Raw genomic sequence first — 25,173 nt, 5'->3', positions numbered from 1 at the left:
ACACCATGGCCAAGAACCCGATCACCAGCCCTCTCGCCGACGCGGATCGTGACGCCGTCGGGGCGGTGCTGCAGGCAACGCTCGTCGACCTCGTCGACCTGTCCCTGATCGGGAAGCAGGCGCACTGGAACGTGATCGGCAAGAACTTCCGCAGCGTCCACCTGCAGCTCGACGAGCTGGTCGTCGCGGCGCGCAACGCCGCCGACCAGGTCGCCGAACGCGCGGCCGCGCTCGGGGTCACGCCGAACGGCACGGCGAAGACCATCGCCTCGTCGTCCGGCCTGCCCGAGATCGAGACCGGCTGGCTGAAGGAGGACCAGGTCGTCTCGGCGATCACCAACGTCCTGGGCAAGCTCATCACCCGCATGCGCGCCCGCATCGACGAGACCGACAAGCCGGACCTGGTCACCCAGGACCTGCTGATCGGCATCACGCAGGAGCTGGAGCAGGCGCACTGGATGTGGCAGGCCCAGTCGGCCTGAGCCGCACCGCCTGAGTCACACCGCCCGAATCACACCGCCCGAGTCACACCGCGTTCACGAGCCGACGGACGGCCCGCTCCTCGATGGAGCGGGCCTCGTCGACTTTCCGGGCCAGCTCGTCGTAGTCGCCGCCGCGCCACGAAGCCGGGGTCGCCGGCCCACCGTCGCGTCCGACCCTTCTTGCCCTGGTCACGCAGCTGCTCGGCCAGCTTGCGCATGCCGGAGAAGCCGAAGTTCACGTCGAAGTTGTTGCCCAGCACCGGTCCGTCGGCGGCACGCAGCCGCGCTTCCGCCTTGCGCGCGGCCGTCGTGGACGTGACGTCGTGGGCGATGCGGGCCTGCCGCAGCGCGGTCGGGATGAACGGCGCCGGGTGGTGTGCCGCGCGACGATCGTCGTCGAGCAACTCACGCCGAAGCCGTTCCCCGCGCCCTGCTCCCGCTCAACGGCGGAAGGGCCCTGTCTCGGCTACCTCCTGGGCGGCCCGCCCGGTTCGGTGGGCAGCGTGATCGGCGGGCCGGGGTTCGGGTTGCCCGGAGTCGGGTCTCCGGGACCTGGCGGCTGACCGCTCGTCGGCTCGGTCGGCACCGGCGGCGGCACGTACCCGGAGCTCACCGACAGCGTGATCACGGTGCCGCGCAACGCGTTGCCGCGCGGCGACTGGCTGACGACGGTGCCCTTGGGCTGGTCGGAGTTGATGGTCTGCTGGCTCGACCTGTAGCCGGCCTGGTCGAGGATCCGCACCGCGTCGTTGACCTGGCGGCCGACGACGTCCGGGATCTGGACCTCCTTGCCGCCCTTGAGGTAGCGCGGCTCGACCGGCGCGAGCTGCGACACCGGGATGTCGCCGTGCACCTTCGTCATGGTGTTGAACCAGGTGCGGGCCGGGATCGTGCCGCCGAAGATGTTGCCGTTGCCGCACAGCCTGGGCGCGCCGCCGACGCAGATCGGGCGCGGGGTGGTGCCGTCGTTGAACGTCTGCACGGCGCCCGCGAAGTCCGGGGTCGCGCCGATGAACGCCGCCGACTTGTACTCCTCGGTGGTGCCCGTCTTGCCGATCATCGGGCGGGTCCACCGGAAGTCCCTGGCGGCGGCCGCGGCGGTGCCGTTGCCGACGTCGTCCTTGCTCATGCCGACCGCGAGACCGTTCGCGAGGCCCTCGTTGACGACCTGCTCGCACGGGGCCTCGTTGAGGGGCACGGCCTTGCCGTTGCGGTCGAGGACCTTCGCGAGCGGCGTCGGCGGGCACCACTTGCCGCCGGACACGATGGTCGCGGCGACGTTCGCGAGCTCCAGGGTGGACACCGGCGCGGGGGACAGGGTGAACGAGGCGTTGCCGCCGTTCTGCTTGTAGAACTCGGTCTGCGAGATGCGGTTCTGCTTGTCCTTGGCCTTCGGGTCCGGCCGCATGCCCTGCAGGTTCGTGGCCATCGTGTCGCGCATGCCCAGCCGCGAGGCCATGTCGACCACCGTGTCCATGCCGGCCTGCTCCTCGAGGATCACGAAGCCGGTGTTCGGCGAGGTCTGCAGGGCCTGCTGCAGCGACATCGACGACGGGTAGCTGTTGTCGAAGTTCGACAGGCAGTACCAGCGGGTGCCCGGCTCACCGGTGCTCGGGCAGCGCTGGGCGCCACCCTTGAAGACCCGCGAGGTGTACGAGGACGGCGTCGGGATGACGTTCTCGATGCCGAGGCCCTTCTCCAGCGCCGCGGCGGCGGTGAAGACCTTGTAGACCGAGCCGGCGCCGAACTTGTTCTCCACGCCGCTGGGCAGGTCGAACGTCGTCTGGTTCAGGTCGGCCTTCAGGCCGTAGTCGCGGTTGGCCACCAGCGCCAGCACGTCGTGGCGCTCCTTGCCCGGCTTCACCACGGCCATCGTGTTCGCGATGCCCGGCGTGCCCTTGGCGACACCGGCCTCCGCGGCCGCCTTCGCCTGCGAGGTGACCGCTCTGTCCAATGTGGTCTGGATGGTGTAGCCGCCGGTGCGCAGCTGTTCCTCGCTGAAACCCGCCCGTTGCAAGTAGTTCACGACGTAGGAACAGAAGAAGCCGTTTTCCGGACCGGCGCCCACGCACCCGTTCGGCGGGGTGCGGACCGGGGTCGCCAGACCGAGGCCTTCCTTCTTCGCCGCCTCACCCGCGTCACGCGACAGCTTGTCGTTCTCGACCATCCGGTCGATCACTTTGTTGCGCCGCTCCAGCGCTTTGTCCGGATACGCTTCGGGGTCGAGCGCTGACGGGCTGTTGACCATTCCGGCGAGCACCGCCGCCTGCGGAACCGTCAACTTGTCCGGCGTGGTGTTGAAGTAAGCCTGGGCGGCGGCCGCGATCCCGTAAATGGTTGAACCAAATGGGACCACGTTGAGGTAGCGGGCCAGGATCTCCTCCTTGCCCAGCTTCCGCTCCAGCTGCAGGGAGATCCGCGCCTCGCGCATCTTGCGCGCGATGGTCTGCTCCTGGGCCTTGGCCTGCTCCAGCTTGTTGTTCCTGGCCACGACGTGGACCAGGTAGTTCTTGACGTACTGCTGGGTCAGCGTGGACGCGCCCTGGGTCACGGCGCCGCTGACCTGGTTCGTCAGGCCCGCCCGGATCGTGCCCTTCCAGTCCACGCCCTGGTGCTCGTAGAACCGGCGGTCCTCCACCGAGATCAGCGCCGCCTTCATGGTCGGCGAGATCTTCTCCGGTGGTGTCAGGACCCGGTACTGGTCGTACAGGTAGGCGATGGGGGCGCCGTCCTTGTCGGTGACCGTTGTGATCAGCGGTGGGTCCGTGGTCACGAGGTCGGCGGAGATGCTGTCCACGGTGTCGCTGGCCCGGTTGGACACCAGGCCTGTCGCGCCCACGACGGGGAACAGCATGCCGGCGAGGAGAACCCCAGCCAGCAGGCACAGGCCGAGCATCTTGAGCACGCCATTCCTGACTCGCACGCAGCTCAGCGTACGCCGTACACGAACGGGTGAAGGTGATCAGTAACTGCCGTTACTCAGCATGAGTAGAGATACGCACGACAGGTAACAGTCGGGTGACCCAGGCTTGGACAGGGAACCGAACGGCACTACAGTCCGTCAACGTCCAAGGAATGCAGCCGTGGCTCGAACGCTACGGCATCCGTGGCAGGGGTGTGGCGGATTTCCACATTTGGACAGCACTGAGGAGTGGGGGATATGAACCAGGGGGATTGGCGTATCAACGCTTCGTGCCGGGACGAGGAGCCGGATCAGCTCTTCGTCAGGGGTGCGGAGCAGCGCAAGGCGAAGCTCGTGTGCCTGGGTTGCCCGGTGCGCATGGAATGCCTGGCCGAAGCGCTCGACAACAGGATCGAGTTCGGTGTCTGGGGTGGCATGACGGAGCGTGAACGACGCGCTCTGCTGCGTCGTCGTCCTGACGTTTTGTCTTGGTACGAATTGCTCGACAATGCGCGCCAGGAGCACACCGAGGACACGCGGGTCGGTTAGTCCCGGCCCGTCCCGGCACAAAAGATCAACACGGCACTACTCCCCGGCGAGCCTGCGCCCGATTTCGCGCAGGCCGTCGAGGTCGTGCACGTCCGCGGGCAACGCGGGCACGCCGACCAGCGCGACACCGGGGTGGGCACGCGTGAACCGGGCGAGCAGCCGCTTCTCCCGATCGGCGACCGCGACCCGGTCCGCGTGCAGCCGGAGCACCGCCGCCGCGAGCGGCGCCTCACCGGAACGGTCGAGGTCGTCCGCCGCGGCGTGGGCCTTCGCCGCGGGCAGGTCCACCGCCAGCACGGGGTGGGTCCTGTTCGCGACGAGCCCGCACAGCGGCATGTTCTCCGCGCTGAGCCGTTCCACGAAGTAGCTGGCCTCGCGCAGCGCGTCCGGCTCCGCGGCCGCCACCACGACGAACCCGGTGCCCGGTGAGCGGAGCAGCTCGTAGGTGCGCTGGGCCCGTTCGCGGAACCCGCCGAACATGCTGTCGAAGGCCTGCACGAACGTCGACGCGTCCTGCAGCAGCTGGCCGCCGACGATCGTCGAGACCGCGCGCGTGAACAGGCTGAACCCGGTGCCGACGATCTTCATCAGACCGCGGCCGCCCGCTCGCGCCGGCGCCGACAGCATCCGGATGAACTTGCCGTCGAGCACCGTGGACAGCCGCTGCGGCGCGTCCAGGAAGTCGAGCGCCGACCGCGACGGCGGGGTGTCGACGACGATCAGGTCCCACTCGTCCTGCGCCACCAGCTGGCCCAGCTTCTCCATCGCCATGTACTCCTGCGTGCCGGAGAACGACGACGAGATGGTCTGGTAGAAGGGGTTCGACAGGATCTGGTCGGCCCGGTCGCGCCCGGCGTGGGTCAGCACCATGTCGTCGAACGTCCGGCGCATGTCCAGCATCATCGCGAAGAGCTCGCCCTTGGGCTCGAAGCCCTCGACGACGACCTCGCGCGGGTGGTTGTCGAGCTCCCGCAGCCCCAGCGACTGCGCCAGCCGGCGCGCCGGGTCGATCGTCAGCACCACCACGCGCCTGCCGCGTTCGGCCGCCCGCAACGCCAGCGCCGCCGCCGTCGTGGTCTTGCCGACGCCACCCGACCCGCAGCACACCAGCACGCGCGTCGCCGGGTCGTCGAGCAACGGGTCGAAGTCGAGCCGGTTCACCGCACACCCGCCGCGACCAGCACCTCGGCCAGCTCGTAGAGCGCGGCCACGTCCACCCCGTCGGTCAGCTCCGGCAGGTCGAGCGTCGGCAGGTCCGACTCGCGCAGCAGCTCCATCGCCTCCTGCTGCGACCGCACCCGGATGGCGTGCTCGACGGTCTCCTCGACCAGGTCGTCCAGCGTCTCCTCGGCGAGGTCCAGCCCGGCGGCCACGAGCCCGGCCCGCACCCGTGAGGCGTCCACCTCGCCGCCCGCCGCGGCGGGCAGGGACCGGGCGGGCAGCCGGGTCGGGTGCACCCGGTTCACCAGCACCGCACCGGGCCGCAGGTCCGCGGCGTCCAGCTCGGCGACCGCGTCGAGCGTCTCGCGCACCGGCATCTCCTCCAGCAGCGCGACCAGGTGCACCGCCGTGTCACCGGAGTGCAGCAGCCGCACCACGCCCTCGCTCTGCCCCTTGATCGGCCCGACCTTCGCCAGGTCGGCCATGGCCTTCGTGACGTCCAGGAACTTCACCACCCGCCCGGTCGGCGGCGCGTCCAGCACCACCGCGTCGTAGCAGTGCCTGCCGCCGTCGCCGGTCCGGTTGACCGTCTCCTTGACCTTGCCGGTCAGCAGCACGTCGCGCAGACCGGGGGCGAGCGTGGTCGCGAACTCGATCGCGCCCATCTTGCGCAGCGTCCGGCCGGCGAAGCCGAGGTTGTAGAACATCGCCAGGTACTCCAGCAGCGCCGCCTCCGCGTCGACCGCCAGCGCGTGCACCTCACCCCCGCCGGGCGCGGAGGCGATCCGCTCCTCGGAGTAGGGCAGCGGGGCGCGGTCGAACAGCTGGGCGATGCCCTGCCTGCCCTCGACCTCGACCAGGAGCACCCGGCGGCCTCCGGTGGCGAGCGCGAGTGCGAGCGCGGCGGCGACCGTGGTCTTCCCGGTGCCGCCCTTGCCGGAGACCACGTGCAGGCGGGCTCGGGTCAGCTCCTCGGTCCACGACGTCACCTGTCCAGACTATGTGTGAATCCGGCTGGACGTGGATCGGCCGGTCAATCGACCAGGGTGAGGAAGAGAACGGCCGCCACGGTCGCCGCGACCAACGCCCACGCCACGACCGATGGCAGGAAGAACGCGATGCCGAGCGTGATGACGGCCACGACCGCCAGTCCGATCAGTCCCGCCTGCCAGACCTGGAAGCGCTGGCTGTGCTTGCGGTCGCGCACCAGGGCCATCGCGACGAGCACCATCACCAGCCCGCCCACCAGGAACGCGCCGGTGGCGATGATGCGCCAGGTCTCCATGTGATCAAGGTAGCCCGATCCGCCGGAACCGCGCAGAGGGCGTTCGGGTGGCGGGTTAGGCTTCCGCGCATGACGAAGTGGGAGTACGCGACCGTGCCGCTGTTGATCCACGCCACCAAGCAGATCCTCGACCAGTGGGGCGAGGACGGCTGGGAGCTGGTCACCGTGCTGACCAACCCCACCGGTGAGCAGCACGTCGCGTACCTGAAGCGGGTGAAGGCATGACCTGGTCGGCCCGTCTGGAGGAGCTCGGCATCGAGCTCCCCGGTGTCGCCGCCCCGCTCGCCGCCTACGTGCCGGCCGTGCGGAGCGGGTCGTGGGTGTACACGTCGGGTCAGCTGCCGTTCGTCGACGGCCAGCTGCCCGCGACCGGCAAGGTCGGTGCCGACGTCTCCCCGGAGGAGGCCAAGGCGTACGCGCGGACCTGCATCCTGAACGCGCTCGCGGCGGTCCACGACCTCGTGGGCGTTGACTCGATCAAGCGGATCGTGAAGGTTGTGGGCTTCGTCGCCTCCGCAGAAGGCTTCACCGGCCAGCCCGGTGTCGTGAACGGGGCGTCCGAGCTGCTGGGGGAGATCTTCGGTGACGCGGGCAAGCACGCCCGGTCCGCCGTGGGTGTCGCCGAGCTGCCGATCGGCGCGCCGGTCGAGGTCGAACTGATCGTCGAGGTCTGAGGTTCCCGGTGCTCGTCCCGGGTTTCCGCTGAAGGGTGTGACATGTCGGACACGTGCCACGAACTGCTGCTGCGGCTCGCCGGACGCCTTCCGGACGACCTGCTGTGGCGGTACCGGGACTGGGCCGCCTCGGACGCGTACGCGGTGCTCGCGCGGTCGTTGCCGCGCACGCTGCTGCACGGGCGCATCCCTCTGACCGATCATGAGATGCGCCTTTTGCAGGACGCCCTCGTGCCCTACGGGGCCGAACCGGGAGCTGTCAGTTCGGTCAAAGGGCTGGACGAACTGCCGCCCACCGACTACACCTTTTCCCCGGAATCACCCGATCGGGTGCCGATGGGGGATTCCGCGACCGTCGTGCTCGGTGCCACGCTGCGAGGCCGGCACGGGGTCGGTGAGGTTCGCTCCTGCTGGCGCATCGGCCCTTCCGGGGTCAACCGCGTCCTGCTGGTGGCGGCCACCACCGGCCACGCCCGGCTGACCGGCGAGCTGCAGCGCGTGCTGCGGGCGCTGGGCGAGCCCGACCCGTGCGTCGAGGTCGTGCCGTCCGGCATGGACCTGCCGCCCTACCACCGGGCGGCGCTGGCGGCATCGGAGCTGGTGTGTGCCGGCGCCGAGTCCGAGGAGCACCTGGTGCTCAGCTAAGGAGAGTTGACGTGACGAACGACGGTGTCGGCCTGCCGGTCCGTCTGCACGATCTCCTGCTGTCGATGGCCGGGCGCGTCGATGACGACGCCCTGTCGCTGGCGCGCGAGTTCCTCGCCGTCGGAGAGCTGGACCGCGCGGTCGAACTTCTCGTCGGCACGCTCGTGGCCGGTGGCATCCCGGTGCTCCCGGACGAGAGAGCGGCCATCACCTGGGCGTTGCACGAGGTGCGTTCCGACGCGTCGCTGACCGACCGGCTGCCGGTGGTCGAGGTGCTGCCGTTCATCCGGCACCGCTTCACCTCCGACTCCGACCCGGCGGCCGACCTCGCGCCGCTGCTGTCGCGCGCGGTGTCGGTGCTGCCGGACGTGCGCGCGGTGCGGTGCGTCTGGCGCTCGTCGCCGGCCGGGGCCACACCGGGCCCGCTGCCGCAGCGCGTCGTGCTGGTGGACGTCGGTCCGCAGGGCTTCGCGCCCGCGACCGCCTACCGGGTCGACACGGTGCTGCGCAAGGCCGGCATCCGCGCCTCCGTCGAGGTGCTGACGGTGGGCAGCCAGCTCGGCGACTACCACGCCTCCGCGGTGACGTCGTCGCGCCCGGTACCGGTCTCCGGGTCCCCGGTGGCCGCGATGCCACCACCGGCACCGGCGAACGTCGGCCACGAGGCCGCCTGGTTCGACCAGTCAGAGGAACTTCCCGCTCCGGCGCCGATGGCCGAGCCGACACCGGCGCCGGAGCCAGTGGTGGAAGAGACCGGCTCACGTTATGCCCGAACCCCGTCCCTGGAAGGCTCGCAGCCCTTCCCGCCCAAGCCCGTGAAGCGGATCGCCGTCGCCTCGGCCGAACCGGAGCCGGAGCCGTTGCCGGAACCCACGCCCATCAACCGGGCCGAGGTGACCACGGAGCTGAACCCGGACGAGCTCGCGGCCCTGCAGGCAGCGTTGGCCGAACCGCCCGCGGAGCCGTCCACGGTGGACGCGAACCTCAGCGAGCGCGAGCGCGCGTTGCTGCAGCAGCTGCACGAGGAGCTGGCGCAGCGCGAGCAGTCCGGCGCGAAGATGTCCGACACCGGCCGCTGGCAGATCGACCGGTCCTCGGCGCGCCAGTCGGCGTTCGGGGCTACGAACAACGGGCATCAGCAGCAGTGAGGGCGACCCGCGTTGACTCGATCAACGCGGGGTCACCGCCCTCCCGCAGCTCCAGCGCCTGGCGGAAGTGCTCACGCGCCTCGGCGTAGCGCTGCTCGTCGAAGTAGCACTTCCCCCAGTGCTGGTGCACGAAGTCGCGCATCTCCCCGGACTCGTGGGCGCGCCGGAACTCGGCGTGCGCCTCGGCGAAGCGCCCCTGCCACTGGTACACGTGCGCCAGCCGCAGCCGGGCCGCCGTCGACGGCCTGAGCTCGAACGCCTTCGTCAACGCCCGCTCGGCCAGCTCCAGCTCGCCGAGCACCCGTGCCGCGACGCCGATCTGCGTCCAGGCCTCGTACTCGTCCGGTACCTCCCGCAGCGTCGCCGGGTCGAACCTCACCCCTGCGCCTTGCGCCGCGCCAGGTCGATGACCTTCTGCAGGTGCAGCCCGCGCCGCACGTCGCACTCGTGCGTGGTGGTGCCGCTGTGCACCATCGCCACGAAGTCGTCGAGCAGGTTCGTGAAGCACTCCGCCGCCGACGTGTCGCGGCTGTTGAGCGTCCGGTGCCCGTTCGGCCCGAACACGGTGAAGTCCGCGAACGGCGGCTGCAGCGGCAACGACAGGGTGAGCGTCACCGTGCTCGTCGCGCCACCCGCGTGCTGCAGGATCAGCTGCCACAGCCCGGTCTCCGACACGTTCGCCGCGATCACGTCGGTGATCTCACCGAGCGCCGCGTCCAGCAGGTCGAACGCGTGCGGGCCGATGTCGTCGAGCGCGCCCTTCTCGTGCCGCCACGGCGAGTTCGAGAACGGCCCGTCCAGCAGCGCGCCGGTCAGCCAGCGGCCGTCCGCACCGGTCCAGCCGCCGGTGCGGTGCAGCTGCTTGAGCAGTTCCTTGGTCTCCGGCGCGTAGCGGCGGGTCAGCACGACGAGCGAGGCCACGTTCGCGTCCGCCACGGCCCCGGCGAGGTCCTCCGCGACCTCCCGCGACTCCGCGATCGGCTTCTCCAGGATCACGTGCTTGCCCGCGTTCGCCGCCTCGATCGCCATCGGGCCCTGCACGCCCGGCGGCACGCAGAACGCCACGGCGTCCACAGTGGACAACAAGTCCTGGTAGGACGTGCAGGCTTCGGCGCCGTGTGCGTTCGCCAGCTCCTGGGCGGCCTCCGGCCGACGGGCCCAGACACCGGTGAGCCGGGTACCGGGGTGGTTCGCGAGACCGGGGGCGTGGACCATCTCCGCCCACGGGCCGGCACCGACGAGTCCTACGCGCAGCTGTTCGTCCACTCGCCCATCCTGCCTCAGGAGTAACTGGCCTTGGGGACGAAGATCTCGCCCCCGTTGTCGAACTTGAGCCGCATGCCGTCGGGCGTGCTCTCGCGTTCGGGGTCGTGTTCCCACCCAGCGGGAACGGTCACCACGTGGCCGCGGTCGGCCGTCGGCCCGAGCCAGATCTCGTAGCCGGTGCCGCCGACCATCCGCTCGACCTTCTTCACGTACACGCCGGGGGACTCGGCGGTCGGGTTCACGCTGATCACGGTCGTGCGGTCGGGCAGGAACAGCAGGACACCGGTCACCGCCGTCAGTCCCGTTCCCACCACCACTCCGAACAGGACCAGCAGCATCTTCACCAGGCAGCCGGAGACCTTCGTCGCCATCACACCATCCTCGGGTAAGCACGGTCGTACGCTCGGAGGATGCCCGAGGACATGACCTTGCCGGGAAACCTGGTACCCGCGGCGCCGGTCGCCCAACCCGCGCAACCCCGTGACGCGGTCACCGTGGTGCTGCTGCGCGACGGTGCGGCCGGGGTGGAGGCGTTCCTGCTGCGGCGGGTGAAGGGGATGGCGTTCGCGGGCGGCATGACCGTGTTCCCCGGCGGAGGCGTGGACCCGCGCGACGCGGACACGTCGGTCGCGTGGGCCGGTCCGCCGCCGTCGTGGTGGGGGTCGGTGTTCGGGGTGGACGAGTCGCTCGCCCGCGCCTTCGTGTGCGCGGCGGTGCGGGAGACGTTCGAGGAGTCCGGCGTGCTGCTGGCGGGGCCCTCGCCGACTTCCGTGGTCGCGGACGCGTCGGTGTACGCGGAGGCCCGGCAGGCGCTGGTCGACCGGGGGCTGTCGCTGGCGGAGTTCCTCGCCGCGGCAGGCCTGGTGCTGCGGGCGGACCTGCTGCGGCCGTGGGCGAACTGGGTGACCCCGGCCGAGGAACCGCGCCGCTACGACACGCGGTTCTTCGTCGCGGCGCTGCCCACCGGCCAGCACGCCGACGGCGCCACGACCGAGGCGTCCGACGCGGCCTGGCAGACGCCCGCCGAGGCCCTGCGCGACGCCGAGGAGGGGCGCCGGATGCTGATGCCGCCGACGTGGCGGACGTTGGACGAGGTGGGCGCGCTGGGGTCGGTGGCGGCGGTCATGGAGGCCGAGCGCAGCGTCGAGAAGATCATCCCGAAGCTGGTCCGCGACGGTGACGTGATCAGGGTGGTGCTCTGAATGAGCGGGTCCCCGTTGATCGGTGCCCGCGCGGCGCACCCGTTGTACGGGCAGCTGCGCCAGGTGACTCGGCACGCGGCCGTGCTGCTTGCCGACAACCCGTCGCCGATGACTCTGGACGGCACCAACACGTGGCTGCTGAAGGCCCCGGACGCGGCGTCGTACGTGGTGGTCGATCCGGGGCCGCTTGATCCGGTGCACCTTCAGCGCATCGCGTCGGTCGGGCCGGTGTCGGAGATCCTGCTGACGCACGGACATCCCGACCACTCCGAGGGGGCCCGCTCGTTCGCGGAGCTCGTCGGGGCTCCGGTGCGCGCGCTCGACCCGACGTTCGTCTTCGGTTCCGAGGGTCTGGTCGACGGTGACGTGGTCACAAGCTCCGGTCTGGAACTTCGCGTTTTGGGTACGCCCGGCCACACCAGCGACTCGCTGTGCTTCGTGCTCGACGGCGAGGCCGTGCTGACCGGTGACACGGTTCTGGGCCGTGGCACCACGATCGTCGCCCACCCGGACGGCAAGCTCGGCGACTACTTCGAGTCGCTGAAGGTCCTCGCCGACCTGCCTCCCGACACCGCGGTGCTGCCGGGCCACGGCCCCGAGCTCGCCGACGCGGGGGAGGCCGCACGGGCGTACCTCGCACACCGCGTGCAGCGCCTGGACCAGGTGCGCCGCGCGGTGGCTTCGCTGGGCGGTTCCGCGACTCCGCGCCAGGTGGTGGAGGTCGTCTACGCCGACGTCGACCGGGTGCTGTGGCCGGCCGCGGAGTGGTCGGTGCGGGCACAGCTGGAGTACTTGCGCGCCGAGGGCTGACCGTTTCCGGCCGCCCGCCGGGATCTGCTACCTCGCCGCGGTCGAGCACGCCGAAAATTGTCAGGGGTGCCCGCTAGCGTCGCCCTCATGGACCTCACCGCCACCACTTCCGAGCTCGCCGGCGCCGTCGCCGAGGTGGCGCGGCTGCTGCCCGCCCGCGTGCTCGACCCCGTGCTCGCCGGCGTCCGCCTGCGCGCCACCGCCACCGGCGTTGAGGTCGCCGGCAGCGACCACGAACACGCCGTGAGCCTCACCAAGCCCGCGTCCGCGCACACCGAAGGGGAGGTGCTGGTGCCCGCCAAGGCACTCGCCGCCACCCTGCAGGCCCTCGACGAGCCCCAGGTCCGCCTGCGGGTCGAGGGCTCCCGCCTCGCCGTGCGCACCGACCAGGCGAGGTTCGCCCTGCCGTTGCTCGACCTGCACGACCACCCCGGCATCCCCGCCCTGCCCCCGCTGCGAGGCACCGTCGCCGCCGCACACCTGCGCGTGCTCGCCGCAGTCGCCGGCGCCGCCTCGAAGGACGACGCCCTGCCGATCTTCACCGGCATCCGCATCCAGTCCGACGAGGCCCACCTGCACCTCATGGCCACCGACCGCTACCGCATGGCCTACGCCAAACTCCCGTGGCAGTCCACCGGCTCCGTCGACGTCCTGGTCCCCGCCAAGGCTCTGGCCGAAGCCGCCCGCCAGTCCGAGGGCACCGTCGCCCTCCACGCCGACGCCGACCGCATCGGCCTCGCCTGGCACCACAACTCCCTCTCCACCGCACTCCTGGCCGCCCCGTTCCCGGACGACCGAGCGCGCCGACTACTGGAGACCACCATCGACAGCACAGTCCTGGTAGACGCGGATGCCCTCTCCCGCGCCGTCCGCCGCGCCACCCCCTACGGCGGCCCCCACCAAGCCGTCACCATCCAGGTGGAAGACAGCGAGCTGCGCATCAAGAGCAGCGACCCCACCACCGGCGAGGCCGAGGAGTTCGTCAAGGCCACCGTCGAAGGCAACCGCCTCACCAAAACCTTCCAAGCCCGCTACCTCGCCGACGCCCTGAAGGCCTTCGCCGGCCGCCGCATCGAGCTCCGCATCCAGGACGGCCTCCGCTCCACCGTCCTCACCTCCCCGCCGGGCGAGGACGGCGTGGAACTCACCTACCTGGTCGTGCCGATGCGCTCGGTCGCCTGACTGCTCCGCTGCGGTCGGTGGCTTGAACGCTCAGGCCACCGACCGCGCTGGGACGTGAGCCCGGCCCGCTGCTGGGTACGACGAGCCCGGCCTGCTGGGCACGACGAACCCCGCGAGCTTGCATGGCGAGCCCGGCCAGCTTGCATGGCGAGCCCGGCCGGCTTGCATGGCGAGCCCGGCCGGCTTGTCACGGCGAGCTCGGCTCGCTGCGGGGCACGACGAACCCAGGCGCGCTGCTCGTTGTGCGCTGCCAGCTCCGTGCATTGCCAGCTCCGTGCATTGCGGTTCGTGCGCGCTGCCGGTCGTGGGCGCCGTTACCAACTCCGCGCTGTCGACCCTGCGCTGCTGCCCCTGTGCTGTCGGGCCTGACGGGCTCTGCGACGGTGCCAGCCTCGCCCGCCAGCAGTCGTACCGAGCCTTTGGCCGACGCGGCGCGGGCGGCGGCGCCGGACTTCCCACCGCCGCCACCGGGCTGCGGTCCGTCGCCCTGCCGGTGCCACGCTGGTCCTGCCCGGCTGCCCGGCTGCCCGGCTGCCCGGCCCGGCTGCCCGGCTGCCCGGTGTTGGCACCGCGCTAGTCCCTCGCGAGCCCGCCCATCCGCCCACCCGCGTGCCCGCCCTGTCATCCGCCCGTTCGCGTGCCTGGCCGCCTATCCGCGCGACTGCAAGCCCGTCCACCCATGCCCGTCCACCCGCGTCCACCTGGGTGCCTGCTTGCCCGCCTGCCCTACCCGCCTTGCCTGCCGTGCCGCGCCTGGCTTGCCCGGCGCGCTGCCCTGCCCTGGTTGCACCCCATGCCCAACGCGGCCTGCCTCGCTCTAGCCCGGCCCACCCATCCCCTGCGCTCCCTCCCCGCGTTCCTCCTAATCACGGGACGCAGCCCGAGCCCCATCAGGACACCTTTCACCCCACCGGGTGACCCCATGCAACGCCGAAAGGCACGCCGTCCCCGGCGTGCCTCCCAACCACGAACCCCATCGGCCCTGCTCAGGACCCAGAAAAACTCACCGAGCCACCAGCTCCATCTCCGACCGCACCGGCAAGCCCTCTCCGCTCGGCACCCCACGCCGCACAGTCCCGCGCAGCGCCCACACCGCCCCGGCGATCACCAACCCGGCAATGCCAGCCGCCAAAAACGCCGGCCGCGTGCCGAAGTGCTCGATCAGCTGTCCGGACAGGCCCTGCCCGATCGCCAGGCCGACGGTCACCGAGGTGATCACCCAGCCGAACGCCTCCGCGGCCATGCCGTTGGGCGTGACCTGCTCGATCGCGGCGGAGTGGGCGGTCGACTGCGGGGTGATCAGGGTGCCGACCACGAACAGTGCCACGCCCAGGCCGACCAGTGAGGCCGGGATGGCCAGCAGCAGGGACAGCAGGCCGAAGCCGCCGAGCAGCACCGGCAGGCGCAGGTGCATCGGGCGCGGCCAGGGGCGCATGCCGTAGAGGACGCCGAAGATCACCGAGCTGATCGACCACAGCGACAGCATCAGGCCGCCCATCGAGGCGTGGCCCTCGGCCTTGGCGAACGCCGGGACCGCTACCTCGACGAAGCCGATCGTCACGCCGAAGCCCAGTGCGGCCAGCGCCACCGTGCGCATGCCGGGGTAGGCGAAGGCGCCGAGCAGCGGGCGGGAGACAGCGGCGGTCGCGCCCCATTCGCGGACGACCGGGTTCAGGGCGAACCACAGTGCGCCGACGACCATCAGCACCGCGCCGACGACCACGCCGGTGCCTGCCCACGGGGCCGCCAGCAGCACGCCCGCGAGGCCGGGACCGAGGATGAAGAAGACCTCCATCGAGATCGCCTCGTAGGCGTAGCCCGCCATCCGGGTCGGGCCGGCCGGGACCATCCGCTCCCACAGCGCCCGTGACGCCGAACCCACCATCGGCTCGGTCGCACCGACGCCGAGGGCGAGCGGGACCAGCAGGAACACCGGCAGGCCCGCCTCGACGGAGATCACCGAGACGGTGACGAAAAGACCGAAGAAGCCGGTGACGACCAGCAGTGGGCGGGTGGGGCCGAAGCGGTCGATCAGCCGGCCCTGGACGACAGAGCCGAGCGCAACGCCCACCAGTGCTGCCGCCGAGACCAGACCGGCGACCGCGAACGAACCCGTGGCGCGCTCGACGTAGAGCAGCAGCGAGAGCCCGACCATCGCGATGGGGAGGCGGGCGAGCAGGGACGCGACCACGGGGCCGCGCATGCCGGGGGTCGTCAGGGCAGCACGGTAGTCGGAGAGACGGGCAGAGTGGGACATGTGTACCAGTGTGCCAAACCTGGTACGGAAGTACCAGTTTGGGTGCGCGGTGTCACCCCGGTTGCAATCGGGTCACGGGAGTGGGATGACCGGGTGAAAGATGCAACTAAAACCACCCGAACGGGCTCTTTCGGGGTGAAAAAGCTTGAGCGTCACGGTGGGGGACGTGCGAAAGTTGACTCACCGATCGAGACCAACCTCTGGCTTGAGGGTCGGGGCCTGCGCGCCAGAGGGATGGAAGGCACGGTTCGTCGGGGGATGGGCCGTGCAACACAAAGGACCGGTGCGCCACGTCGGGGGTGGCGCCCGGTCCTTTGTGTTGGTCAGCGTTCTGTCGAGTCCGCCTCGCTCGGGGGCGGACTCGACAGAACTGAAACTTGCTAGCGTGCGCGGCGCGCCAGGCGCTCCGGGTCCAGGATCAGCACGCTCTTGCCCTCCAGCCGCAGCCAGCCGCGGTGCGCGAAGTCGGCCAGGGCCTTGTTCACGGTCTCGCGCGACGCACCCACGAACTGGGCGATCTCCTCCTGCGTCAGGTCGTGCGTGACGCGGAGCAGGCCGGCCTCCTGCGAGCCGAAGCGCTGTGCGAGCTGCAGCAACGCCTTGGCCACGCGGCCGGGCACGTCCGTGAAGATCAGGTCGGCCAGCATCGAGTTCGTCCGGCGCAGCCTGCGGGCCAGAGCCCTCAGCAGCTGCTCGGCGATCTCCGGCCGGTTGGTGATCCACTGACGGAGCGCGGGGCGGTCCATGGACACCGCGCGCACCTCGGTCACCGTCGTCGCCGTCGACGTGCGGGGGCCGGGGTCGAAAATGGACAGTTCACCGAACATGTCGGAAGGTCCGAAGATCCCCAACAGGTTCTCGCGGCCGTCCGGCGACTTGCGGCCGATCTTCACCTTGCCGGACTGGATGATGTACAGGCGGTCGCCCGGCTCACCTTCCGCGAAGATCACATGGCCACGCGGGAACTCCACCGTCTCCAGGGTCTGAGCCAGCGCCTCTGCGGCTGCCGGGTCAACTCCCTGGAAGATGCCCGCTCGCGCCAGGGTCTCGTCCACCTCGTCCCTCCTAATCGACGCGACGGCACGCCTACCACCATCTTTGGTGGAGTCAGCGCCGTGCCGCCGATCACTGCGTTGCAGTCTAAGGGCTGCGTTGTGGATCGCCGCTCGGCTCGCCGTCTTGGTAGGAACAACCGCACTGACTCGATCCAGAGCCCAACGAGCCAGTGTACGCCATTCGGGTGCAGACGCCGAACCGGGACATCAGCGGACGCGCTTGCGCACGCTCCCACGACCGCGGCGGCGCAGGCGGAACAGCTCCAGCGCGCGACCGATGCCGTGTCCGTAGAGCGCCTTGACCTCTTCGGGCCTGGCGGACTCCAGGAACTCCTCGACCTCGTTCTCCTGCACGGCCACGTGCCGGAGCCTCGCTTCGACGCGCTCCATGAAGAGCGCGAAGAACATGATCACGATCGGGACGACGATCACAAACCAGGCAGTCATGATGCTCCGCAGTCTGGCGCATGAGGGATTCGAGTACGCGTCTAGGGGGTGCTTCCGGCGTGTTGACTACGCTGAATCTGTGCCCACAGCCAAGAAGCCGGAAACCAAGCTCGGCCTGACCCGCAGGGCTCGCCGGATGGTGCGCACGCTTGCCGAGGGATACCCCGACGCCCACTGCGAGCTGGACTTCACCACGCCGCTCGAGCTGGTCGTGGCGGTCGTCCTGTCCGCGCAGTGCACCGACAAGAAGGTCAACGAGGTCACTCCCGCGCTCTTCGCGAAGTACCCGACGGCCGCCGACTACGCCGGAGCCGACCGGGTGGAGCTCGAAGAGATGATCCGCCCGACCGGTTTCTACCGGAACAAGGCGACGTCTCTGATGGGTCTCGGTGCCGCTCTTGTGGAGCAGCATGACGGTGTGGTTCCCGGCAAGCTGGACGAGCTGGTCAAGCTCCCCGGTGTAGGACGCAAGACGGCCAACGTGGTTCTCGGCAACGCGTTCGATGTGCCCGGCATCACAGTCGACACCCACTTCGGTCGGCTGGTGCGCCGGTTCGGGTGGACCGACCTGGAGGACGCGGTCAAGGTCGAGCACGCGATCGGCGAGCTCGTCGAGAAGCGCGACTGGACGATGGCCTCGCACTGGATCATCTTCCACGGCCGCCGGGTCTGCCACGCCAAAACGCCTGCGTGCGGTGCCTGTCTGCTGATGAAGGACTGCCCGTCCTACGGCCTCGGCCCGGAGGACCCGGTCAAGGCGGAGAAGCTCGTGAAGGGTGACGAGAAGCCTCGCCTGATCGAGCTCGCCGAACGGGTGCGGGCCGGTGAGAAGCTGGTGGGGTGAACAACCGCACCCGTTGGCTGGTCCTGGTGCTCGTCCTCGGCGTCGCCGGGGTCGTCGCGCTGTGGCCGCGCGACCAGGCACCGCAGCAGCCCGTCAGGTCGAGCCGGCCGTCGCAGGACGTGGTGGAGTTGCGCGCGCAAGCCCAGCTGCGGCCGTGCGTGCCCGGCGGCGAGGGCGGCGTCGGCGTGACGTGCCTCGGTGACGGCACCCGGACGGACCTCGCGCTCAAGGGGCCGCTCCTGATCAACTTCTGGGCGACCTGGTGCCAGCCGTGCCAGAAGGAGCTGCCGGTGCTGGACGCCTACGCGAAGCAACCGGACGCCGTCCCGGTCGTCCCAGTTCTCGTGGAGAGCACCGAGGCGGACGGCCTCGAGCTGCTCGCCAAGCTGGGCGTGCGGCTGCCGTCGGTCCACGACGGGGCGGACGAGCTGCGCAAACGTGTGAAGGCGCCGGTGACGCTGCCCGCCACGTATTACATATCAGCGGACGGGACCGTCAGGCAGGTCACGGACCCGCCGCTTTTCACGACGCCCGAGCAGGTGGAGAAGGCGGTGCGATGAACGGGGCAACCGAGCCGGTGACCGATCTGCCGGACTGGATGCAGCGCCTCGTGAAGGCGACCGAGGAGATCGACGCCACGACGTTCAGCAAGATCAAGGCACCGGCGTCCGGCGGCAGGCCGGCGTCGGTGCTGATGCTCTTCGGCGACAACGCCGACCACGGTCCCGACGTCCTGCTGCTGCGCCGCGCGGACACGCTCGGCTCGCACCCCGGCCAGGTCGCGTTCCCCGGTGGGGCCGCCGACCCGACCGACGACGGACCCGTGGCCACGGCATTACGCGAGGCTTACGAGGAGACCGGTGTACTTGAGTCAGGAGTGAGACCACTGACCGTGATGCCGGAGCTGTACGTGCCGGTGTCGGGTTTCGTGGTCACCCCCGTGCTCGCCTACTGGGAACAGCCGAGCCCCGTCGCCCCCGTCGACCCGGCAGAGACCGCCGCCGTCGCTCGGGTGCCGGTCGCGCACCTCGCCGATCCTGCCAACAGGTTCCGGGTGCGCCACCCCGCGGGCTACGTCGGAGCGGCCTTCTCCGCACCGGGCATGCTGGTGTGGGGCTTCACCGCGGGACTGCTGAACGGCCTGATCGCACTCGGCGGCTGGGAACAGCCGTGGGACGCGACCGACGTGCGTGACCTTGAACTAGCGTTGCGCGCTACACAGTGAGGCGGAGGTAGTCGGTTGAACTGGGTTGACCTGCTCGTGCTGGGCCTTGCCGCGATCGCCGCGGTGTCGGGGGCCAGGCAGGGCATGGTCGTCGCGCTGCCCGCGTTCGTCGGTGTGCTCGTCGGCCTGATCCTCGGCACCCAGATCGCACCGCTGCTCGTGTCCCAGTTCGAGAACGTGGTGACCAAGGTCGTCTTCGCCGTGGGCATCGTCGTGCTGCTGGTGGCGCTCGGCGAGACGATCGGCGTCTACATCGGGCGCACGATCAAGGCGCGGGTGAACGCGTCCCCGTTGCGCGGCGCGGACAACGCGCTGGGCGCCATCGTGCAGGGCATCGTCGTCTTCGTCGTGGCCTGGATGATCGCCCTGCCGCTCACCTCGGTCGTGGGCCTGCCCGACCTCACGTCCTCGCTGCGCAACTCGGTGATCCTCGGCAAGGTCAACGAGACGATGCCGCAGGCCGCCCGCGTGCTGTCCGACGACCTGCAGAAGCTCTTCGACGTCTCGGGCTTCCCGCAGGCGATGGACCCGTTCAACCGCACGCCGCTCAAGGACGTCGGCCCGCCCGACGGCGCGCTGGCGAACTCCCCGGTCGTGAACCGGCTGAAGTCCTCGGTGCTGAAGGTCCGCGGCCGCGCCCCCTCGTGCTCGCGCGCGCTGGAGGGCACCGGCTTCGTGATCGCCCCCGAACGCGTCATGACCAACGCCCACGTCGTCGCCGGCACCAACGAGGTCACCGTCGAGGTCGGCCGCGGCCAGTTCGACGCCACCGTCGTGCTCTACGACCCCAAGGTCGACGTCGCCATCCTCGCGGTGCCCGACCTGGAGGCCACGCCGCTGCAGTTCCGCGCGGACGAGGTGCCGGCGGGCGAGGGCGGCATCGTGCTCGGCTACCCGCTCGACGGCCCGTACCTCGCCAAGCCCGCCCGCGTCCGCGAACGGATCCCGCTGCTGCGCGGCCCGGACATCTACGACGCGCAGACCGTGACCCGCGACGTCTACACGGTTCGCGCCGAGGTCCGCTCAGGCAACTCCGGCGGCCCGCTGGTCGACCCGAACGGCCGGGTGATGGGCGTGGTGTTCGGTGCCGCGGTGGACGACCCGGAGACCGGGTTCGTGCTGACCGCGCAGCAGGTGAAGGAGATGGTGCAGAAGGCGCCGTCGCTCACCCGCCGGGCCTCTACGCAAGGTTGTGCCTCGTAGCGATCCCGTCCAGCACGTAGTCCAGCCCCGTCTCGAACACCTGCACCGGGTCGCGGTCGCTCGACTCGTGCATGACCCGGCCCAGCAGCGGGAACCGGCCGGTGGCGAGCATCCGTTCCATGTACGGCCCGGACGCGCGCTGCCACTGCTCCTCGGTCATGCCGCTCGACCGTTCCGCGCGCAGCTCGGTGATCTCGCCGCGGACGGCGCCGAACACGTACGCCATCACCGCGCCGACCGCGCCGAGCACCTGGTCGATGTCGGCGAACCGGACCGTGGCGAGCGTGGTCTCCATGTGCACCAGCGCGTTCGGGCCCTGGTGCGGGCGGCCGCTGAGCAGGTCGATGAACCACTCGTGCCGCCTCGCCGCATCCCGCAGGCCGTGGGCGACGTGCTTCAGCCCGGAGCGCCAGTCCGCTGACGGCGACGGCGGCGTGATCTCGCCGTAGACCTCGTCGACCATCAGGTCGAGCAGCTCGTCCTTGGTCTCCACGTAGCCGTACAGGCGCATCGGGCCGGCGTTCAGGGCCGCCGCGACCTTGCGGAACGACACCTCGTCGAGTCCGCCCGCGTCGGCGAGCCTGATCGCGGCACCCACGATCAGCTCCCTGCTCAACGGGACCGGCGACGGCTTGCTGGGCGGCTCTGGGCGGTCCCACACGGCTTCCTTCGACATCGCGCTGGACAATACACCGTCTCATGACGATACAGTGTATTGATGAATACAGCGTATCGAAGGGAGAAGGCGATGAAGACGCAGGTGTTGGTGGTCGGGGGAGGCCTGGCGGGCACGTCGGCCGCGTTGTTCCTGGCCTGGCGCGGGGTGGACGTGACGCTGGTCGAGAAGCATCCGGGCAGCTCACCGCACCCGCGCGCGGTCGGGTTCAACGCGCGGGTCGGCGAGCTGCTGCGGGCGGTCGGACTCGAGCAGGAGCTGCCGGCGAGCCGGATGAGCAAGGGCTTCGGCGTCCGGCGGGTGCGGGCGGAGAGCCTGGTCGGGAAGAGGTACGAGGAGACGTTCTGGACGCCGCCCGCCGAGCTCTCGGACGTCGAGTACTCGCCGGTCAGGGGTGTCGGGGTGGCGCAGGACCGGATGGAGCCGATCCTGCGGGACAAGGCCCGCGAGCTCGGTGCCGACATCCGGATGAGCACCCGGATGCTGGAGTTCGCGCAGGACGACGAGGGTGTCACGGCGGTCGTGCAGGGTGATGGCGAGCCGTACGAGATCCGCGCCGACTACCTCGTCGCGGCCGACGGCCACCGCAGCCCGGTCCGTGAACAGCTCGGCATCACCCGGACCGGCCGCGGGTTCATGCACACCTCGCGCAGCGTGCTGTTCCGCGCGCCGCTCGACGAGTACCTGAAGGACGGCATCGGCCAGTTCGTGATCGACGACGTCGGCTTCCTGACCACCTACGGCGACGGCCGCTGGGTGCTGATGCTCGACGACCGCGAGTACACCGAGCCGGAGCTGCGGCAGAAGATCTTCCAGGCCATCGGCCGCGACGACCTCGACGTCGAGATCATCACGACCGGCCGCTGGACCATCAGCGCGAGCGTCGCCGACCGGTTCGGCCAGGGCCGGGTCTTCCTCGCCGGCGACGCCGCGCACACGTTGCCGCCCAGCCGCGGCGGGTTCGGGGCGAACGTCGGCATCGAGGACGCGCACAACCTCGCCTGGAAGCTCGCCGCGGTGCTGACCGGCGAGTCACGACCGTCCCTGCTGGACACCTACGACGCGGAACGACGACCGGTCGCAACCCTGTGCCACCAGCAGATCTTCGCCCGCAACGACGGCCACAACCGCGACGGCCAGCCGGACGACGGACCTCTCCACGACAACAACGCCATGCACTTCGGCGTGCTCTACCGCTCGGCCGCGGTGCTCGGCGCCGGACCGGACCTGCCTCCCGCCCAGCTCCCCGAGCAGTGGAACGGCCAGCCCGGCACCCGCGCTCCGCACGTGTGGGTCGAGCCCGGAAAGTCCACCTTGGACCTGTTCCAACGCGGCTGGGTGCTGGTCGCGAACGACGAGCTCTGGGCGGACGCGGCCAAGCCCCTGAACGTGCGGTACGAACCGGTTGCGCGACTCGACGCGTTCGGACTGTCCGAAAAGGGCGCTTCGCTCATCCGCCCGGACGGCTACGTCGCCTGGCGGGCGACCGACCTGCCCGACGACCCGGAACGGGAGCTGGCGGAGGCGTTCAGGACGTCTTCCGCAGGAACTCGGTGAGCAGCCTGCTCGTGGTGTGCGGCGCTTCCTGGTTCGGGAAGTGCCCCACCTCGGGCAGCGAGCGGAACTCCGAGCCGGGGCCGAGCCACGGCCGCGACGCCCGCGCGGTCGACTCCAGCATCACCGTGTCCAGCTCGCCGTGGACCTGCAGCACCGGCATCAGCAGCGGCTTGTCGACGGCCTCGGCGAACCGGCGGCCGTCGCCGCGCAACTGGGAGCGCACGGCCCAGCGGTAGTACTCCATCGCGCTGTGGGCCACGCCCTGCACCAGCACCGCCTGCCGGCAGCGGCGGATGACCTCGTCGAACTCGGGTGCGCTGCGGTACTTCGGCCCGGACCACGCCGACAGCAGCTTGGCGACCTGCAGGCCGTTCTCCCGCGTCAGCCACCGCTCCGGGTACAGCGGGAGCTGGAACCTCAGCACGTGCTTGTTCAACCGCGACGGACGGCGGAACGCACGCCGCAACGCCAGCGGGTGCGGGGCCGACAGCGCGGAGACCGACGAGACCAGCCGGGGGTGCATCGCGCCGGCCGTCCACGCCAGCAGGCCACCCCAGGCGTGCCCCACCAGGTGGGCGCGCGGGGCGCCGAGCGCCTTCACCAGGCCCGCGATGTCACCCGCGAGGGTGAAACCGTCGTAGCCGCGCGGTGGCTTGTCCGAGTCGCCGTAGCCGCGCAGGTCGACGGCCACGGCGCGGTAGCCGGCCTCGGCGAGCGCGGTCAGCTGGTGCCGCCACGACCACCAGAACTCGGGGAACCCGTGCAGCAGCAGCACGAGCGGTCCCTCGCCGAGCTCGGCGACGTGCAGGCGGATGCCGTTGGCCGAGACGTCGCGGTGCGTCCACGGCCCCGCGACCCGCACCACCGACGGGTCGGGTTTGCGGCTCAGTTGTCGTCGCCCCTGGAGTCGCGGTGGCGCAGCGCCGCCACGGTGTCCCGCGCCGCCGCGATCGACTTCTCCGGTGCCCTGATCTTGCGCACCTTGCGGTAGCCGAGGAACGCGAACAGGCCCGCGGTCACGAGCATCAGCACGAACGTGAGCCCGAAGCCCGCCCAGGCGTACCAGCCGAACCACTCGGTGAAGCCGAAGCCCAGCGCCATGAACAGGAAGAACAGGCTGAACAGCAACACCGTCAGCGCGACGATGAAGAAGACGCTGCCCTTGAGCGCCTTCTTGATCTCGGCGGCGATCTCGCCCTTCGCGAGCTCGACCTCCGCTCTGACCAAAGTCGACACGTGCGCGGTCGCGTCGCGGACCAGGCCGCCGATCGAGGCCTCGGCCGCGGGGTCGTCAGCGGTCAGCGGAATCGACGCGATGTGCTCCCTGGTGGTCACCCGGACATGGTGCCATGCGCCCGGCTGCGACGAATGAGCAACACCGCCGCGAGCAGCGACGCGATCATCGAGGCGATCAGGACGGCGGCCTTCGCGGTCTCCGGCTCGGCCAGCGAGAGGTCCGCGATCAGCAGGCTGACGGTGAACCCGACCCCGCCCAGCGTCGCCACCGCCACGATGTCGCGCGGTCCGGCACCCGACGGCCACACCGCCGCCTTGAACCACACCGCGAGCGCCGACGCCCCCACGATCCCGATCACCTTGCCCACGACCAGCCCGACCATCACCCCGATCGCGATCTTGTCGTCGACGAGCTTGCCGAGCGCCTCCGCGCCCACCGGCACACCCGCCGCGAACAGCGCGAACACCGGCACCGCCACCCCGGCCGACCACGGCTGCAGCCGGTGCTCCAGCCGCACGGCCGGCGCCTCCTGCTCGTACGGGTCGCGCCGCACCCGCGTCAGCAACGCGAGCGCGACGCCCGCGATCGTGGCGTGGATGCCCGACTCGTGCATGAACCACCACGTCGCCAGCGCGATCGGCACGTACACCCAGGCGCTGGTGATCCTCTTGTGCTGCAGGAACCAGTAGAGCGCCAGCAACACCACCACGGCACCGGCCGCGAGCAGGTTGAACTTCGCCGTGAACAGGATCGCGATCACCACGATCGCGCCCAGGTCGTCCACCACCGCCAGCGACAGCAGGAACACCCGCAGGCTCGACGGCAGCCCCGACGCCGTCAGCGCCAGCACCCCGAGCGCGAACGCGATGTCCGTCGCCACCGGGATCGCCCACGCCTTCTCGATGCCCGGCTGCCCCCACCCGATCCCCAGCGCGACCAGCGCGGGCACGATCATGCCGCCGATCGCCGCGACGATCGGCAGGACGGCTGCCTTGAAGTTCGACAGCTCACCGACGACGAGCTCGCGCTTGAGCTCGAGGCCGGCCACGAAGAAGAAGATGGCCAGCAGGCCGTCCTTGGCCCAGTCGCCCACCGACAACGGCCCGAGGTGCAGGTCGCGCAGCCCGAAGTAGGCCGGTGACCACGGCGAGTTGGCCCACAGCAACGCGACGGCGGTGGCGGCGAGCAGCACGGTGCCGCCGACGGTCTCGGTGCGGAGGTAACGGGCGAACTCGGCGACGACGGCCTTCTTGCGCGACACGGGGCTCCCAGCGGTGGTCAGCGGATACGACAAATCCTCGTGCCGACCAGACTTCCCGGCTCACCCTGACGCGATCTTAACGCGAACGGGCGCCCTCGACCGAGG

29 protein-coding genes are annotated in these 25,173 nt (G+C 70.6%); 14 read left to right on the top strand and 15 right to left on the bottom strand.

From position 1 onward, the window contains the following. Positions 1–5 precede the first annotated feature (5 nt). A complete protein-coding gene (locus tag BBK82_RS12995; protein ID WP_065915250.1) occupies positions 6–482 on the top strand; it encodes a Dps family protein in 477 nt (158 codons plus the stop codon). Between the two features lie 29 nt (positions 483–511). On the opposite strand, the gene BBK82_RS12990 is transcribed toward BBK82_RS12995, so the two are convergent. Together BBK82_RS12990 and BBK82_RS12985 are read right to left on the bottom strand one after the other, a co-directional pair. Next, the gene (locus BBK82_RS12990; protein WP_065915249.1) at positions 512–886 is read right to left on the bottom strand and encodes a hypothetical protein; all 375 of its coding nucleotides are present in this window, start codon (positions 884–886) and stop codon (positions 512–514) included. Positions 887–948: 62 nt separating this feature from the next. Next, on the bottom strand, positions 949–3,405 hold the full coding sequence (locus BBK82_RS12985) for a transglycosylase domain-containing protein (RefSeq protein WP_065915248.1): 2,457 nt from the start codon (positions 3,403–3,405) through the stop codon (positions 949–951). Positions 3,406–3,642: 237 nt separating this feature from the next. Here BBK82_RS12985 and BBK82_RS12980 point away from each other — a divergent pair, with 237 nt between their 5' ends. Further along, the gene (locus BBK82_RS12980; protein WP_065915247.1) at positions 3,643–3,933 is read left to right on the top strand and encodes a WhiB family transcriptional regulator; all 291 of its coding nucleotides are present in this window, start codon (positions 3,643–3,645) and stop codon (positions 3,931–3,933) included. A 36-nt stretch (positions 3,934–3,969) separates the two neighbouring features. Here the strand turns inward: BBK82_RS12980 and bagB are convergent, their stop codons facing one another. The 3 genes from bagB to BBK82_RS12965 are packed head-to-tail and all read right to left on the bottom strand — an operon-like array spanning position 3,970 to position 6,379. Next, entirely contained in the window at positions 3,970–5,094 is a 1,125-nt protein-coding gene (gene bagB / locus BBK82_RS12975; RefSeq protein WP_065915246.1) for an ATPase BagB, read from the bottom strand. Beyond that, the gene (gene bagA / locus BBK82_RS12970) at positions 5,091–6,083 is read right to left on the bottom strand and encodes an ATPase BagA (protein WP_065915245.1); all 993 of its coding nucleotides are present in this window, start codon (positions 6,081–6,083) and stop codon (positions 5,091–5,093) included. The genes bagB and bagA overlap by 4 nt, the downstream gene beginning before the upstream one ends. Positions 6,084–6,127: 44 nt before the next feature. Continuing rightward, complete coding sequence (locus tag BBK82_RS12965) at positions 6,128–6,379, bottom strand: hypothetical protein (protein WP_065915244.1); 252 nt, start codon at positions 6,377–6,379, stop codon at positions 6,128–6,130. Positions 6,380–6,448: 69 nt separating this feature from the next. Between BBK82_RS12965 and BBK82_RS50150 the strand changes: the two genes are divergently transcribed. Genes BBK82_RS50150 through BBK82_RS12950 form a run of 4 tightly spaced genes read left to right on the top strand, consistent with a single transcriptional unit; the run spans position 6,449 to position 8,846 of the window. After that, positions 6,449–6,604, top strand: a complete 156-nt coding sequence (locus BBK82_RS50150) for a DUF4177 domain-containing protein (RefSeq protein ID WP_086668176.1) — start codon at positions 6,449–6,451, stop codon at positions 6,602–6,604. Continuing rightward, positions 6,601–7,053: a RidA family protein gene (locus BBK82_RS12960; protein ID WP_065915243.1), complete on the top strand. Its 453-nt coding sequence runs from the start codon at positions 6,601–6,603 to the stop codon at positions 7,051–7,053. Before BBK82_RS50150 ends, BBK82_RS12960 begins: the two co-directional genes overlap by 4 nt. 42 nt (positions 7,054–7,095) lie before the next feature. Then, positions 7,096–7,698 carry a hypothetical protein gene (locus BBK82_RS12955; protein ID WP_065915242.1) on the top strand — a complete coding sequence of 201 codons (603 nt, stop codon included), beginning with the start codon at positions 7,096–7,098 and terminating at the stop codon, positions 7,696–7,698. Between the two features lie 11 nt (positions 7,699–7,709). Further along, a complete protein-coding gene (locus BBK82_RS12950) occupies positions 7,710–8,846 on the top strand; it encodes a hypothetical protein (RefSeq protein WP_065915241.1) in 1,137 nt (378 codons plus the stop codon). On the opposite strand, the gene BBK82_RS12945 is transcribed toward BBK82_RS12950, so the two are convergent. Genes BBK82_RS12945 through BBK82_RS12935 form a run of 3 tightly spaced genes read right to left on the bottom strand, consistent with a single transcriptional unit; the run spans position 8,818 to position 10,483 of the window. Next, on the bottom strand, positions 8,818–9,225 hold the full coding sequence (locus BBK82_RS12945) for a tetratricopeptide repeat protein (protein ID WP_065915240.1): 408 nt from the start codon (positions 9,223–9,225) through the stop codon (positions 8,818–8,820). The two genes, BBK82_RS12950 and BBK82_RS12945, sit on opposite strands and share 29 nt — an antisense overlap. After that, the gene (locus tag BBK82_RS12940) at positions 9,222–10,112 is read right to left on the bottom strand and encodes a Gfo/Idh/MocA family protein (RefSeq protein WP_065915239.1); all 891 of its coding nucleotides are present in this window, start codon (positions 10,110–10,112) and stop codon (positions 9,222–9,224) included. Before BBK82_RS12940 ends, BBK82_RS12945 begins: the two co-directional genes overlap by 4 nt. 14 nt (positions 10,113–10,126) lie before the next feature. Beyond that, positions 10,127–10,483 carry a hypothetical protein gene (locus BBK82_RS12935; RefSeq protein ID WP_065915238.1) on the bottom strand — a complete coding sequence of 119 codons (357 nt, stop codon included), beginning with the start codon at positions 10,481–10,483 and terminating at the stop codon, positions 10,127–10,129. Between the two features lie 39 nt (positions 10,484–10,522). Here BBK82_RS12935 and BBK82_RS12930 point away from each other — a divergent pair, with 39 nt between their 5' ends. The 3 genes from BBK82_RS12930 (at position 10,523) to dnaN (ending at position 13,306) form a co-directional block, all read left to right on the top strand. After that, entirely contained in the window at positions 10,523–11,314 is a 792-nt protein-coding gene (locus BBK82_RS12930; RefSeq protein WP_065915237.1) for an NUDIX hydrolase, read from the top strand. Further along, a complete protein-coding gene (locus BBK82_RS12925) occupies positions 11,315–12,124 on the top strand; it encodes an MBL fold metallo-hydrolase (RefSeq protein WP_065915236.1) in 810 nt (269 codons plus the stop codon). 87 nt (positions 12,125–12,211) lie between these two features. Further along, the gene (gene dnaN / locus BBK82_RS12920; RefSeq protein WP_065915235.1) at positions 12,212–13,306 is read left to right on the top strand and encodes a DNA polymerase III subunit beta; all 1,095 of its coding nucleotides are present in this window, start codon (positions 12,212–12,214) and stop codon (positions 13,304–13,306) included. A 1,003-nt stretch (positions 13,307–14,309) separates the two neighbouring features. On the opposite strand, the gene BBK82_RS12915 is transcribed toward dnaN, so the two are convergent. From BBK82_RS12915 to BBK82_RS12905, 3 genes are all read right to left on the bottom strand, one after another. After that, the gene (locus tag BBK82_RS12915; RefSeq protein ID WP_065915234.1) at positions 14,310–15,563 is read right to left on the bottom strand and encodes an MFS transporter; all 1,254 of its coding nucleotides are present in this window, start codon (positions 15,561–15,563) and stop codon (positions 14,310–14,312) included. A 380-nt stretch (positions 15,564–15,943) separates the two neighbouring features. Next, positions 15,944–16,618, bottom strand: a complete 675-nt coding sequence (locus BBK82_RS12910) for a Crp/Fnr family transcriptional regulator (protein ID WP_030469453.1) — start codon at positions 16,616–16,618, stop codon at positions 15,944–15,946. A 207-nt stretch (positions 16,619–16,825) separates the two neighbouring features. Beyond that, positions 16,826–17,065 carry a hypothetical protein gene (locus BBK82_RS12905; protein ID WP_065915233.1) on the bottom strand — a complete coding sequence of 80 codons (240 nt, stop codon included), beginning with the start codon at positions 17,063–17,065 and terminating at the stop codon, positions 16,826–16,828. A gap of 136 nt (positions 17,066–17,201) precedes the next feature. Between BBK82_RS12905 and nth the strand changes: the two genes are divergently transcribed. Genes nth through BBK82_RS12885 form a run of 4 tightly spaced genes read left to right on the top strand, consistent with a single transcriptional unit; the run spans position 17,202 to position 20,337 of the window. After that, on the top strand, positions 17,202–17,909 hold the full coding sequence (gene nth, locus BBK82_RS12900) for an endonuclease III (RefSeq protein WP_237048387.1): 708 nt from the start codon (positions 17,202–17,204) through the stop codon (positions 17,907–17,909). Then, positions 17,906–18,469, top strand: a complete 564-nt coding sequence (locus BBK82_RS12895; protein ID WP_065915231.1) for a TlpA family protein disulfide reductase — start codon at positions 17,906–17,908, stop codon at positions 18,467–18,469. The genes nth and BBK82_RS12895 overlap by 4 nt, the downstream gene beginning before the upstream one ends. After that, positions 18,466–19,134: an NUDIX hydrolase gene (locus BBK82_RS12890; RefSeq protein ID WP_065915230.1), complete on the top strand. Its 669-nt coding sequence runs from the start codon at positions 18,466–18,468 to the stop codon at positions 19,132–19,134. The genes BBK82_RS12895 and BBK82_RS12890 overlap by 4 nt, the downstream gene beginning before the upstream one ends. A 15-nt stretch (positions 19,135–19,149) precedes the next feature. After that, a complete protein-coding gene (locus BBK82_RS12885) occupies positions 19,150–20,337 on the top strand; it encodes a MarP family serine protease (protein WP_065915229.1) in 1,188 nt (395 codons plus the stop codon). Here the strand turns inward: BBK82_RS12885 and BBK82_RS12880 are convergent. Then, positions 20,315–21,013, bottom strand: a complete 699-nt coding sequence (locus BBK82_RS12880) for a TetR/AcrR family transcriptional regulator C-terminal domain-containing protein (RefSeq protein WP_065915228.1) — start codon at positions 21,011–21,013, stop codon at positions 20,315–20,317. The genes BBK82_RS12885 and BBK82_RS12880 overlap by 23 nt on opposite strands. Before the next feature lie 72 nt (positions 21,014–21,085). Here BBK82_RS12880 and BBK82_RS12875 point away from each other — a divergent pair, with 72 nt between their 5' ends. Further along, positions 21,086–22,570, top strand: coding sequence for an FAD-dependent oxidoreductase (locus BBK82_RS12875; protein WP_065915227.1), 1,485 nt, complete (start codon positions 21,086–21,088; stop codon positions 22,568–22,570). Here the strand turns inward: BBK82_RS12875 and BBK82_RS12870 are convergent. From BBK82_RS12870 to nhaA, 3 genes are read right to left on the bottom strand one after another with little or no spacing between them, the layout of a single operon-like run. Further along, positions 22,542–23,459, bottom strand: a complete 918-nt coding sequence (locus tag BBK82_RS12870) for an alpha/beta fold hydrolase (RefSeq protein ID WP_065921022.1) — start codon at positions 23,457–23,459, stop codon at positions 22,542–22,544. The genes BBK82_RS12875 and BBK82_RS12870 overlap by 29 nt on opposite strands. Then, a complete protein-coding gene (locus tag BBK82_RS12865; RefSeq protein WP_065915226.1) occupies positions 23,456–23,905 on the bottom strand; it encodes a phage holin family protein in 450 nt (149 codons plus the stop codon). The genes BBK82_RS12870 and BBK82_RS12865 overlap by 4 nt, the downstream gene beginning before the upstream one ends. Continuing rightward, on the bottom strand, positions 23,902–25,068 hold the full coding sequence (gene nhaA / locus BBK82_RS12860; RefSeq protein ID WP_065915225.1) for a Na+/H+ antiporter NhaA: 1,167 nt from the start codon (positions 25,066–25,068) through the stop codon (positions 23,902–23,904). The genes BBK82_RS12865 and nhaA overlap by 4 nt, the downstream gene beginning before the upstream one ends. Positions 25,069–25,173: the final 105 nt, after the last annotated feature.

This window comes from Lentzea guizhouensis (assembly GCF_001701025.1).
In the GTDB taxonomy this organism is placed as follows: Bacteria; Actinomycetota; Actinomycetes; order Mycobacteriales; family Pseudonocardiaceae; genus Lentzea; species Lentzea guizhouensis.
Note: the sequence above shows the minus strand (reverse complement) of the source record. Positions and strands in the feature narration are given on the sequence as shown.